We start from the raw sequence: 11496 nt of genomic DNA, 5'->3' as shown, positions 1-11496 counted from the left end.
ATGCCGGCGCTGCCGGTGTCGTCGATATGCGGCAGGTCGATGGTCAGGCCGGCGTTGATCATCAGCTCGATATGCTGGCCGTCCCTGGTCACGCAGGGCTTGTCGCGCAGCGCCGAATACTGCGCCTGCCGCCGGGCGCGAAACCGCACCCGCTCGGCATAGGCCGATTCGATCTCGGCCGAGGGCCGCACGTAAATCTCGCCCGAGGTGCCGTCGACGATGATGGCGTCGCCGGGATCGGCAATGCCCGGCGCGTTCGGCACTTCGCCGACCGCGGGGATGCCGAGCGCGCGCGCCACGATCGAGACGTGCGAATTGGCGGTGCCTTCTTCCAGCACCAGCCCGCGCAACCGCTTGCGGTCGTAGTCGAGCAGCGCCGCGGGCCCCATCGCGCGCGCGATCAGGATCGCGTTGTCGGGCAGTTGCTCGCGCGACGGCGCGTGGTCCCGGCCGACCAGCTGCCGCATCAGGCGATGGCCGAGATCCTCGAGGTCGTGCAGGCGATCGCGCAGATAATGATCGGTCGAACGCAGCATGCGCGCGCGGGTATCGGACTGCACGCGCTCGACGGCGGCCTCCGCGGTGAGGCCGGTGGCGACGGCCTCGTGCAGCTTGTGCGACCAGCCGTGATCGTTGGCGAACATGCGGTAGGCTTCCAGCACCTCGCGGTGTTCGCCGCCTTCGGCGACATCGCCGCGTTCCAGCATGCGGTCGAGATCGGCGCGCAATTTGGTCAGCGCCGCGTCCAGCCGCTTGATTTCCTTCGGCAGGTCCTCGGCGATGTAATTGGTGATGACGACGCGCGGCTCGTGCAGCACGACATGGCCGAGCGCGATGCCCTCCGACAGGATCGCGCCGGTCTTGTGCAGGGAATGCCGCGCCGCCGGCTCGGCACCGGGCTGCGCCAGCGACGACAATTCGCCTGAGGCGATCATCTCGGCCAGCACCATCGCGGTGGTCTGCAGTGCCTCGACCTCCTCCTCGACATAGGTGCGCTTGGCGCGGTTCTGCACCACCAGCACGCCGAGCGTATTGCCGGCGCGCAGAATCGGAACGCCGAGGAACGAATGGTAGATTTCCTCGCCGGTCTCGGGGCGGAACGAGAAGGCGCGGTGGCTCTGCGCGTCGCTCAAATTGAGCGGCGTCGCCTCGCTGGCGACCAGGCCGACCAGGCCCTCATTCGCGCTGAGAACCGTTCGATGCACGGCCTCGCGGTTCAGGCCTTCGGTAGCGTAGAGCTCGAGCGTGTTGTCGACGCGCAGCACATAGGTCGAGCAGACCTCGGCCACCATATTGGCCGCGATCAGCACCACGATCTTGTCCAGCCGCTCCTGGGCCGAGACCTGCTCCGCCATGGTTTCGCGGAGCCGTCTCAACAAGACGCGGGGACCTCCCGACGTGCTCCGCATATCTGGAAATCCTCCTCCGAAAAGTCGGCATCCCGGGTGGCCGGTAGCCGGGGCAAAACACAACAGTCCAACAATTTTATTCATTGGGCGCCGCCGCAAACCCGGATTCCGGCCGAATCGGGATCGCCAAAACTGTGCCACAGTTTTGGGCAGCGCACCTATCAGGCCGTATAGCCAATCGAGGCTCGATTTGCCAAGCAAAACGCCTGCCGGTCGCAATAACGTCTCTGTCAGGCCAATGCTGCGGGCGCGAAGCGCATGGTCCGCCAGGGCGGGAGCGGTTTGGCGATCAGATCATGCGCCCAAACACAATATTTGGAGCGCAATCGGACGCAAAACCGGTCGCCGCTTCTGCTGATCGCGCTCCAGGAGAAAATTGTTCTAGGCCTGGTCGAGGCCATAGAGCGTGTGCAGCGTGCGCACCGCGAGTTCGGTGTAGGCGGCGTCGATCAGCACCGAAAATTTGATCTCGGAGGTGGTGATGGCGCGAATGTTGATATTGCGCTCGGACAGCGCCTTGAACGCTTTGGCGGCGACGCCGGCATGGCTGCGCATGCCGCTGCCGATGACCGAGACCTTGGCCACGTCGGTGGCGCTGTCGAAGCGCGCATAGCCGATCTTGCTCTTGGCCGAGGTAATCGTGTCGCGGGCGCGGGTGTAGTCCGACGCCGGCACGGTGAAGGTCAGGTCGGTGGTCTTGCCGTCCTCGGAGACGTTCTGCACGATCATGTCGACATTGATGTTGGCGTCTGCCAGTGGCCCGAAGATCGCGGCAGCGACCCCCGGCTTGTCCTCGATCTGGCGCACGGAAATCTGCGCTTCGTCCCTGGAGAAGGCGATGCCGGTGACGATGTGGCTTTCCATGATTTCCTCCTCGCTGCAGATCAGCGTGCCGGGTGGCGTGCCGTGCGGGTCGATGTCCTCAGGCTTGTCGAAGCTGGAACGGACGAATACCGGCATGTTGTGTACCATGCCGAGTTCCACCGAGCGCACCTGCAATACCTTGGCGCCTTGCGAGGCCAGCTCCAGCATGTCCTCGAACGCGATCTTGTCGAGCCGCCGCGCCTTTGGAACCACGCGCGGGTCGGTGGTATAGACGCCGTCGACGTCGGTGTAGATATCGCAGCGGCCGGCGTGAATGGCGGCCGCGATCGCCACCGCCGAGGTGTCGGAGCCGCCGCGGCCAAGCGTGGTTACACGGTTGGTGGCGGGATTGATGCCCTGGAATCCGGCGATCACGGCGACTTCCTTACGGTCCTTGAAGCGGCTGATAATCTCGGAGCCGTCGATCTCCAGGATCCGCGCCGACGCGTGGGCGTCGCTGGTCCGGATCGGGATCTGCCAACCCTGCCAGGAGCGCGCCTGGATACCGATTCCCTGCAGCGCGATCGCGAGCAGGCCGGAGGTGACCTGTTCGCCGGACGCCACCACCGCGTCATATTCGCGCGCATCGTGCATCGGCGAGGCGTCGCGGCACCATTCCACCAGCTCGTTGGTCTTGCCGGCCATCGCCGACACCACTACGGCGACGTCGTGGCCGGCATCGACCTCGCGTTTCACATGGCGGGCGACATTGTGGATTCGATCGATATTGGCGACGGATGTGCCGCCGAACTTCATCACGAGGCGGCCCATGACGATTCGTGCATTCCCTGAGAGGATAAGTGGGTTAACCCGCCCAGAAACCGAAAGCGCGGGGACCGAAACGCGCGTATACATAGCGGCGCGGCCGGGGGCAAGCGGGTTCCGCCGGCTATCGGCCGGTGCCGGAAGGCTGTGGTGTAGTGGTAAAAGAGGCGGATTGGCATGGGACGTTATATCGATGAAATCCTGCAGCCCGGAGAGAAGGTGCTGTATTCGACCAACGCGCACTGGATATTCTATTTACCGGCGATCGCGGCCTGGATCCTGGCCTTGATTCTATTGGTCCTGTCGCGCTCCACCACGACCGACAGCCTGATCCTGCTGTGCCTGGCGTCGTCCGCCGTGGTCGCGATCGCCGCGCTGTACTGGACCGCCAGGGCCTGGTTCCACCGCTGGACCACCGAGACCGACGTCACCAATCTGCGTGTCGTCCACAAGACCGGGTTCATCAAGCGCCGCACGTTCGAGATGAGCCTCGACAAGGTCGAAAGCGTCGACGTCAACCAGAGTATTCTAGGCCGCATCCTGAATTACGGCGACGTGACGATCATGGGCGTCGGCGAGGGCAAGGAAACCATCGAGACCATCGCCTCGCCGCTTTCGTTCCGCAATTCGATCACCACGCACTAGAAGCGGCAGTGATATCCATGGCCATGCAATCGAACATATCCGGCGCCTCGGGCAGCACGGTCGATCCGGCCGAGATCGCGAAATTCTCAAGGCTGTCGGACGAGTGGTGGGATCCTCGCGGCAAGATGGCGCCGCTGCACAAGATCAATCCCCTGCGGCTGACCTATATCCGCGACGCCGCCTGCCGCAAGTTCGAGCGCAACGTCAAAAGCCTGAACTGCCTGGCGGGCCTGCGTATCCTCGATATCGGCTGCGGCGCGGGGCTGTTGTGCGAACCGTTCACCCGGCTTGGCGCCCAGGTGATCGGGATCGATCCGTCCGCCAGCAATATCGCCGCCGCAAAACTGCATGCTGACAAGGGCCATTTGTCGATCGACTACCGCTGCACCACCGTCGAGGAGATGGACGTGCGCGAACGCTTCGACATCGTGCTGGCGATGGAAGTGGTCGAGCACGTCACCGATGTCGGCATCTTCCTCAATCGCTGCACGGCAATGCTCAAGCCGGGCGGGATGATGGTGATCTCGACGTTGAACCGCAACTGGAAAAGCTTTGCGCTCGCCATCGTCGGCGCCGAATACGTGCTGCGCTGGCTGCCGCGCGGTACCCATCAGTGGAACAAGTTCGTCACCCCCGACGAACTGACGCATCATCTGGCCAACAACAAGCTCGCCATCACCGAACAGGCCGGCGTGGTCTACAACCCGCTTGCCGACAAATGGAATATCTCCTCCGACATGGACGTGAACTACATGGTGGTGGCGGAGGGGGTGTAGGTAGCGGCGCCAATATCTTTCGTCGTCCCTGCGAAAGCAGGGACCCATAACCACCGGCCTGCATATCTTAGCACGAACCGTTCCACATCTAATCCCTGTTCCGAGCATGTATTACGTCTACATCCTCGCAAGTCGTCGCCACGGTACCCTGTATATTGGGGTGACCAATTCGCTGCGGAAGCGACTGGAACAGCATCGCAACGGCGAGGGCTCCTCATTCGTTAAGGCGTATGGTGTTTTCCGCTTGGTCTACGTCGAATCTTACGATCGCGCCGAGGAAGCAATCGCACGCGAAAAGCAGCTAAAGCGTTGGAAGCGGGATTGGAAGATTGAGCTGATCGAGCAGGAAAACCTTGAATGGCGTGATCTCAGCGATTTGCTGGTTTAACGGTTATGCCTCAAACTAAGCCCTGTGGTTATGGGTCCCTGCGTTCGCAGGGACGACGGTAGTTTTTCATTCTCCCGCAATCCTGTCATGCGCGTTTCAGTTGACCGCGTGCCCCGCGCCCGGCACGGTGGCTGCGATTTCCCGCCGACAATGAATCCCAATGTTCAGCATCGCCTCGCTCTGGATTCCCTTCACCATCACGGCCGCGCTCGGGCAGGTCGCGCGCAATGCGATGCAGCGGTCGCTGACCGGGCCGCTCGGCACCTGGGGCGCGACCAATATCCGTTTCCTGTTCGGTTTTCCGTTCTCGATTTTTTTCTTCGCCGTCGTGGTCGCGGCGACCGGCGACCGCGTGCCGTGGCCGACGGCGGCGTTCTGGCCGTGGCTGCTGCTGGGCGCGCTCAGCCAGATCATCGCCACCGGGTTGATGCTGCTCGCCATGAACGACCGTTCTTTTGTGGTGACCACCGCTTACCTGAAAACCGAGGCGATCCAGACCGCGATTTTCGGCTTCATCTTCCTCGGCGATCACCTCACCTGGCTGAAAGTGATCGCGATCATTATTGCCACGGTCGGCGTGGTCATCACCGCGCTGCGGCCGGGCGGCGAAAAGGGTTTTGCCGAATTGAAACCGACCATCATCGGGCTGGTGGCGGCTGCCGCCTTCGCGCTGTCGGCGATCGGTTTTCGCGGCGCGATCATTACCGTGCCCGGGGTCTCCTTCGTTACCGCGGCGTCCTATACGCTGGTGTTCGGCCTGTTGGTGCAGACGCTGGTGCTGACGATCTATCTGTTGCTGCGCGCGCCCGACGTGCTCCGGAAAATTCTGGAGCTTTGGAAGCCCTCGATGCTCGCGGGCTTCATGGGTGCTTTCGCCTCGCAATTCTGGTTTCTGGCGTTCGCGCTGACCGCGGCCGCCAATGTGCGCACGCTGGCGCTGGTCGAGGTGCTGTTCGCGCAAGCTGTGTCGTACTACTCGTTCAAGCAACCGCTGTCGGCGCGCGAATTGTCCGGCATCGCGCTGATCGTGATCGGCGTGGCGCTATTGGTGGCGGTGTAAATCAATTCCTGTCGTCCGGCAGCACCGGCAGTGGTGAAACCTCGACGCCTTCCTCGATCAGCGCGCGCGCCTCATCCGGCGATGCCTCGCCGTAGATCGGGCGATGCTCGATATCGCCGTAGTGCATCTTGCGCGCTTCATTGGGAAAACGTTCGCCGACATTGTCGGCGTTCTTGACGATATGATCGCGCAACTCTTTCAGCTTGGCACGCAGCTCGCGCTCCTGCGCCATCAAAAGGGGTGTCGAACCCTGTGCCGCCACTTCCGTCGTGGCAGTATCCGCGGGCGCGACCGGCGCGGGAACGGGGTTTTCGCGGCCCTTCCTGCTCACGATCTGCGGGGCCATGATCGCCCGCTCGACCTTGGCCGAGCCGCAAACCGGGCAGTTCACCAGCTTGCGCTTTTCCTGGGCTTCATAGGCGGACGAACTCTGGAACCAGCTTTCGAACGCGTGGCCCCGCTCGCAGCGCAGGTTGTATCGGATCATGCCGAGCCCCCGACGAGGTGCAGATGTTCCAGGCCGGCCTCAATAGCTTTGGGGTCGGCGACGCCAAAGCGCCGGCCGTGCTGCAGCGAAGGTATGGCTTGCCGCGCGGTCTCCACCTTCGACGGATCGATCTCGGCGAGGAAAACCCCGGGCTCGACCCCGCCCTCGGCCAGCACCACGCCCCAGGGATCGACGATCAGCGAGTGCCCGAAAGTCTCGCGCTTGTTTTCATGCAGGCCGGCCTGGGCGGCGGCGAACACGAAGCAGCCGGTCTCGATGGCGCGGGCGCGGAGCAGCGTGTGCCAGTGCGCCTCGCCGGTCTTGCGGGTGAAGGCGGAAGGCACGGTGAGGAACGACGCGCCGCTCTCGGCCAGCGCGCGATACAGCGCCGGGAAGCGCAAATCGTAGCAGATCGTCAGGCCGATGCGGCCCCACGGCAGGTCCGATATGACGGCGGTCTCGCCCGGCTGGTAATTGGCGGATTCGCGATAGCTCTCGCCGCCGGGGAGATCGATATCGAACATGTGGATCTTGTCGTAGCTCGCGAGCAGATTGCCGTCCGGCCCGATCAGGAACGAGCGGTTGACCGCCTTCTCGGGCGAGAACCGCAGCGCCAGCGAGCCGATATGGAGATGGATCTTCAATTCCGCCGCGAGCGCGCGATAGGCTTTCAGCGACTGGTCGTCCTGTTCGCCGGCGAGATGCTCGAACAGCGCCTTGCGGTTAAGTTGCATCATGTTGCTCACCTCGGGGGTGAGCACATAGTCGGCGCCTTGCGCGGCGGCCTCGCGGATCAGCTTGATGCCCTGCTCGAGGCTTGGCCCAGGCAGAAGCCCGGTGCGCATCTGCACCATGGCGGCGGTGAAAACGGTGTCGGCGCTCATAAGCCGGCCTTTTCGCCCGCCAGCAGCCCATCGAGCTTGCCCGCGCGGTCGAGCGCATAAAGCTCGTCGCAGCCGCCGACATGGGTTTTGCCAATGAATATCTGCGGAAAGGTCGCGCCTTCGCCGGCCCGGTTCCACATCTCCCGACGCCGTGTCGGATCGGTGGCGACGTCGAATTCGGTGAACGCGGCCTGCTTGCGCGTCAGCAGCGACTTGGCGGCGGTGCAATAGCCGCAGCCCGGACGGGTATAGATTTCAATGGCAGCGGCCATGACGCGCTCTGTTGTGGACGATTGCCAATTATATGGGAGCTTTATGGGTGTCCACAACCCGCGCGAACACCAGCACGTCGACCTGCGCGGCCCTGGCGCGCAATAATGCCCTGGCGCAGGCGTCCGTGGTGGCGCCGGAAGTCAGAACGTCGTCGATCAGCACCACCCGGCGGCCGGCAATATCACTGCCCCGGTCGGCGGCGACCTTGAATGCGCCCTGCACATTGCTGGCGCGCTGGGCACGGGACAGGCCGATCTGCTGCTCGGTGGCCCGGACGCGGCGAAGCGCTTCGGAAGCCAGTTTGACCCCGCTCTGGCGGGAAATGACGCGCGCAAGCGCGCCGGACTGGTTGTAGCGGCGGCTCCAGCCGCGCCGCCAATGCAGGGGAACCGGCACCAGCACGTCGGCATCTTCAAGCAATTCCTGGCCCGAGCGCGCCATCCAGCGGCCCATCGCCGGCGCCAGATCGGTGCGGTCCTGGTACTTCAGCGCATGCACCAGCGTGCGGGCGACGTCGTCATAACGCACCGCGGCGCGGGCGCGCGCATAAGCTGGCGGATTGGCGATCGCTTCCATCGATAATAGTTCAGGGCCGGGATCGTAGACAAAGGGAATGCCGAGCCGGGGGCAGAACGGCTTTGCGATGAACGACAGTTTTGACCAGCATTCGGCGCAGACACCCTCGCCATCGACCGGCTCGCGGCAGGCCACGCACAATGTCGGCAGCGCGATGTCGAGCGCGAGCCGCGCGGTCTGCGCCCACGCGCCTCGGCAGGCGTTCAGGGCGCCGCGTAGATGCGTGGAGATGGAACGTGGGGATGCCTCGGTGTCCATGGCAGGAGGCTACCGCCGGGTGGCGCGCCGCTCAAGCGGCCAACCTCACGGCGCGTTCCCCGGATGCTGCGCAGCGCGCCGCCCCTTCGCGGCGTGGTGCGCTGCTGATCCGGGGCCCATGTTACCGGAAACGAATGGGTCCCGGCTCTGCGGAGCAGCGTTGCACGCTGCACCGCGTCCGGGACACGAGAGCCGATTGCCAGATGCTCCGATATCGGCGTACCAACCGGCATGGCCCCGAACCGGACTACCGCGCCCATCCTGTTCGACCGCGCGCTGCTGCGCGTGCGACAGGAGCGTGCACGGCATGGCGGGCCGGTCACGTTCCTGCTCGATCGTGTCGCCGAAGACATGGTCGAGCGGTTGCAGGCGGTGACGCGGCGCTTTTCCGATGCCGCGGATATCTGGACGCCAGGCGGCGCGCTGCGGGGATCGGCGGGTGACCGTGTCCGGTCGATCAGCCATATCGGCCTCGATGAATCCGAGTTGCTTCCGCTGAAGCCGGAGTCGCTCGATCTCGTCGTCTCCGCGCTGGCCCTTCAATTCGTCAACGACCTGCCGGGTGTGCTGGCGCAGATTCGCCGCGCGCTAAGACCTGACGGGCTGTTGCTGGCGGCGATGCTCGGCGGCGATACGCTGACCGAGCTCCGGCAATCCTTTGCGGCGGCGGAGGCCGAATGCGAGGGCGGGGTGTCGCCGCGCGTGGTGCCGTTTGCCGATCTGCGCGATGTCGGCGCGCTGCTGCAGCGCGCGGGTCTGGCGCTGCCGGTTACCGACGTTGACCGCGTCGTGGTGCGCTATGACAGCGCGTTCGCGCTGATGGCTGATCTCAGAAGGATGGGCGCGACCAACATCCTGATCGAGCGGCGGCGGACCCCGACGCGCCGTGCCACCATGTTGCGGATGGCGCAGGTTTACGCCGAGCGCTTTGCCGATCCCGACGGCCGCATCCGCGCGACCTTCGACGTCATCTGGCTGTCCGGCTGGGCACCGCATGAAAGCCAGCAGCAGCCGTTGCGGCCGGGGTCGGCGAAGGCGAGTTTGGAAGCGGCGGTGAAGGGGAAGAAGTAGTGGGTGTCGCCACATAACGAAACGTCATCCTGAGGCGCGAGCGGAGCGAGCCTCGAAGGATCGCCGCGGACACCGGTGGCGCCGTCGCCCTTCGAGGCCTCCGCTGCGCTCCGGCACCTCCAGCGATGAGCGCAAGTGCGCTCACGCGGGGGGTGATGGCGGTCTCCAACTGCGACCCGACGGGCAAATCAGCCGCGAGCGGGGCCCCATTCTACTTTGCATGGGGTTGTTTTCGCAATTTTGAGTCTTGGCACTGGTGTACCGCCGACCGGTCACCTCACATCAGCAAATCGATCAGATGCGGGATCAGCGGAATATCCGCCGGCGGCATCGGATAGTCGCGCAGCCTGTTGGCACGCACCCAGGCGAGGTTTTGTCCCTCGCGCGCGGTTAGCTGGCCTTCCCAGCGCCGGCAGATATAGAGCGGCATCAGCAGATGGAAGTTCTCGTAGGCATGGCTGGCGAAAGTCAGCGGGGCGAGACAGGCTTCCGTCACGCTGATGCCGACCTCTTCGTGCAGCTCGCGGATCAGGGTCACTTCCGGCCGCTCGTCCGGCTCGACCTTGCCGCCGGGAAATTCCCACAGTCCGGCGAGCGCCTTGCCCTCCGGGCGCTGCGCGATCAGCACGCGCTTGTCGGCATCGACCAGCGCGCAGGCGACCACGAGGGTGAGTTTCACGACCGGTAATCGCCGTTGATCGCGACATATTCCTTGGTGAGGTCGCAGGTCAGCACGCGGTCGCGGCCCTTGCCGAGGCCAAGCCCGATCCTGATCTGGATCTTCGGGTTCTTCATCGCCTCGGATACTTCCGCCTCATTGTAGGACGGATCGCGCGCGCCGCTTTTGGCGACGCGGATGCCGTTGAACGAGATCGCGAGCTTGTCGCGGTTGGCGGGTTCGCCGGCCTTGCCGACCGCCATCACCACGCGGCCCCAATTGGCGTCCTCGCCGGCGATCGCGGTCTTCACCAGCGGCGAATTCGCCACCGACATCGCGATTTTCCGCGCCGAGGCTTTCGTGGTCGCGCCGTCGACGATGATCTCGACCAGTTTTCGCGCGCCTTCGCCGTCGCGGGCCACCTGTTCGGCGAGATCGGCGAGCACGTCGCGAAACGCCCTGGTGAAGGCTTTCAGGCGCGGGTCGCCGGCGCGGGTGATTTTCGGCGCGCCATTGGCGGCGGCGGCGCCGGTCGCGAACGCGAGCAGGGTATCCGAGGTGGAGGTATCGCCATCGATGGTGACGGCGTTAAAGCTGTCTTCGACGCCGCTTTTGAGCAGCGATTGCAGCACGGCGGACGACAGCGGCGCGTCGGTGAAGACGAACGACAGCATGGTCGCCATGTCGGGCGCGATCATGCCGGCGCCCTTGGCCATGCCGTTGATGGTGACCCTGGCCTCGCCGAGCTTGACGGTCGCGGTTGCGACCTTCGGGAAGGTGTCCGTGGTCATGATCGCCCTGGCCGCGCCGATCCAGTCATCGGGTGCGGCGCGCTCGGCGAGCCGCGCCAGCACGCCGTCGAACTTGCCGGCGTCCAGCGGTTCGCCGATCACGCCGGTGGAGGCGAGATACACCTCATTGGCACTGCAGCCGACGGCTTTGGCGGCGATCGCGGCTGTCAGCGCGGTGGACCGCTTGCCGGTTTTGCCGGTGAACGCATTGGCATTGCCGGAATTCACCACCAGCGCGCGGGCAAACCCTCCCTTGGAAGGTCCGCCGCGGGCAAGTTTGGCGCGGCACCATTCCACCGGCGCGGAGGGGCATTTCGATTGGGTGAAGACACCGGCGACGGTGGTGCCCTTGTCCATCACCGCGAGCAGCACGTCGGTGCGGCCCTTGTAGCGGATCCCCGCGGCAGCGGTAGCGAGCCGCACGCCCGCGATCGCGGGCATGGCGGGGATTTCGGTCGGGGCGAGGGGGGAGACTGCGGTGGACATGAGGGGCTTCCGGCTTCGAGAACGGAAGCGCTCTGTATCATCTCGAGCGGTAGCGCGGGAGAGGGTGTGGAGTGATCTCACCAATGTGTCGTCCCGGCTCAAGGC

General features: G+C 64.7%; 13 protein-coding genes. 5 read left to right on the top strand and 8 right to left on the bottom strand.

What is annotated here, in order from left to right; translation table 11 throughout:
* Together WCE35_RS26930 and WCE35_RS26925 are read right to left on the bottom strand one after the other, a co-directional pair.
* Positions 1-1409 (bottom strand): phosphoenolpyruvate-utilizing N-terminal domain-containing protein (locus tag WCE35_RS26930; protein ID WP_424596350.1); only part of this gene is annotated, 1409 nt, incomplete at its 3' end.
* A gap of 381 nt (positions 1410-1790) precedes the next feature.
* Entirely contained in the window at positions 1791-3044 is a 1254-nt protein-coding gene (locus tag WCE35_RS26925; protein ID WP_424596349.1) for an aspartate kinase, read from the bottom strand.
* 171 nt (positions 3045-3215) lie between these two features.
* Between WCE35_RS26925 and WCE35_RS26920 the strand changes: the two genes are divergently transcribed.
* The 4 genes from WCE35_RS26920 (at position 3216) to WCE35_RS26905 (ending at position 5907) form a co-directional block, all read left to right on the top strand.
* The gene (locus tag WCE35_RS26920) at positions 3216-3683 is read left to right on the top strand and encodes a PH domain-containing protein (RefSeq protein ID WP_424596348.1); all 468 of its coding nucleotides are present in this window, start codon (positions 3216-3218) and stop codon (positions 3681-3683) included.
* Between the two features lie 17 nt (positions 3684-3700).
* Entirely contained in the window at positions 3701-4459 is a 759-nt protein-coding gene (gene ubiG / locus WCE35_RS26915; RefSeq protein ID WP_424596347.1) for a bifunctional 2-polyprenyl-6-hydroxyphenol methylase/3-demethylubiquinol 3-O-methyltransferase UbiG, read from the top strand.
* A 106-nt stretch (positions 4460-4565) separates the two neighbouring features.
* Positions 4566-4847 (top strand): GIY-YIG nuclease family protein, encoded by a 282-nt coding sequence (locus WCE35_RS26910; RefSeq protein ID WP_424596346.1) that lies wholly within the window; start codon positions 4566-4568, stop codon positions 4845-4847.
* 160 nt (positions 4848-5007) lie between these two features.
* On the top strand, positions 5008-5907 hold the full coding sequence (locus tag WCE35_RS26905) for an EamA family transporter (RefSeq protein WP_424596345.1): 900 nt from the start codon (positions 5008-5010) through the stop codon (positions 5905-5907).
* Between the two features lies 1 nt (position 5908).
* On the opposite strand, the gene WCE35_RS26900 is transcribed toward WCE35_RS26905, so the two are convergent.
* From WCE35_RS26900 to WCE35_RS26885, 4 genes are read right to left on the bottom strand one after another with little or no spacing between them, the layout of a single operon-like run.
* On the bottom strand, positions 5909-6394 hold the full coding sequence (locus WCE35_RS26900) for a DUF1178 family protein (protein WP_424596344.1): 486 nt from the start codon (positions 6392-6394) through the stop codon (positions 5909-5911).
* Complete coding sequence (locus tag WCE35_RS26895; RefSeq protein WP_424596343.1) at positions 6391-7278, bottom strand: carbon-nitrogen hydrolase family protein; 888 nt, start codon at positions 7276-7278, stop codon at positions 6391-6393. The genes WCE35_RS26900 and WCE35_RS26895 overlap by 4 nt, the downstream gene beginning before the upstream one ends.
* A complete protein-coding gene (gene grxC / locus WCE35_RS26890; protein WP_424596342.1) occupies positions 7275-7550 on the bottom strand; it encodes a glutaredoxin 3 in 276 nt (91 codons plus the stop codon). Before grxC ends, WCE35_RS26895 begins: the two co-directional genes overlap by 4 nt.
* A 28-nt stretch (positions 7551-7578) precedes the next feature.
* Positions 7579-8385 carry a ComF family protein gene (locus tag WCE35_RS26885; protein WP_424596341.1) on the bottom strand — a complete coding sequence of 269 codons (807 nt, stop codon included), beginning with the start codon at positions 8383-8385 and terminating at the stop codon, positions 7579-7581.
* Positions 8386-8616: 231 nt separating this feature from the next.
* Between WCE35_RS26885 and WCE35_RS26880 the strand changes: the two genes are divergently transcribed.
* Positions 8617-9456, top strand: a complete 840-nt coding sequence (locus WCE35_RS26880; RefSeq protein WP_424596340.1) for a methyltransferase domain-containing protein — start codon at positions 8617-8619, stop codon at positions 9454-9456.
* A gap of 277 nt (positions 9457-9733) precedes the next feature.
* Here WCE35_RS26880 and WCE35_RS26875 read toward each other — a convergent pair whose 3' ends face one another.
* Both WCE35_RS26875 and argJ read right to left on the bottom strand, forming a co-directional pair.
* Complete coding sequence (locus tag WCE35_RS26875; RefSeq protein ID WP_424596339.1) at positions 9734-10135, bottom strand: (deoxy)nucleoside triphosphate pyrophosphohydrolase; 402 nt, start codon at positions 10133-10135, stop codon at positions 9734-9736.
* Positions 10132-11391, bottom strand: coding sequence for a bifunctional glutamate N-acetyltransferase/amino-acid acetyltransferase ArgJ (argJ, locus tag WCE35_RS26870; RefSeq protein WP_424596338.1), 1260 nt, complete (start codon positions 11389-11391; stop codon positions 10132-10134). Before argJ ends, WCE35_RS26875 begins: the two co-directional genes overlap by 4 nt.
* Positions 11392-11496: the final 105 nt, after the last annotated feature.

It is taken from the genome of Bradyrhizobium sp., assembly GCF_049691595.1.
GTDB lineage: Bacteria > Pseudomonadota > Alphaproteobacteria > Rhizobiales > Xanthobacteraceae > Bradyrhizobium.
This window is presented reverse-complemented; position numbering and strand designations above follow the sequence as displayed.

Bases quoted from the DNA above. Each gene is read 5' to 3' on its own strand.
- WCE35_RS26910 (WP_424596346.1), top strand. From the start codon at position 4,566: ATGTATTACGTCTACATCCTCGCAAGTCGTCGCCACGGTACCCTGTAT.
- WCE35_RS26895 (WP_424596343.1), bottom strand. From the start codon at position 7,278: ATGAGCGCCGACACCGTTTTCACCGCCGCCATGGTGCAGATGCGCACC.
- grxC (WP_424596342.1), bottom strand. From the start codon at position 7,550: ATGGCCGCTGCCATTGAAATCTATACCCGTCCGGGCTGCGGCTATTGC.
- WCE35_RS26880 (WP_424596340.1), top strand. From the start codon at position 8,617: ATGGCCCCGAACCGGACTACCGCGCCCATCCTGTTCGACCGCGCGCTG.
- argJ (WP_424596338.1), bottom strand. From the start codon at position 11,391: ATGTCCACCGCAGTCTCCCCCCTCGCCCCGACCGAAATCCCCGCCATG.
- WCE35_RS26925 (WP_424596349.1), bottom strand. From the start codon at position 3,044: ATGGGCCGCCTCGTGATGAAGTTCGGCGGCACATCCGTCGCCAATATC.
- ubiG (WP_424596347.1), top strand. From the start codon at position 3,701: ATGGCCATGCAATCGAACATATCCGGCGCCTCGGGCAGCACGGTCGAT.
- WCE35_RS26900 (WP_424596344.1), bottom strand. From the start codon at position 6,394: ATGATCCGATACAACCTGCGCTGCGAGCGGGGCCACGCGTTCGAAAGC.
- WCE35_RS26920 (WP_424596348.1), top strand. From the start codon at position 3,216: ATGGGACGTTATATCGATGAAATCCTGCAGCCCGGAGAGAAGGTGCTG.
- WCE35_RS26905 (WP_424596345.1), top strand. From the start codon at position 5,008: ATGTTCAGCATCGCCTCGCTCTGGATTCCCTTCACCATCACGGCCGCG.
- WCE35_RS26885 (WP_424596341.1), bottom strand. From the start codon at position 8,385: ATGGACACCGAGGCATCCCCACGTTCCATCTCCACGCATCTACGCGGC.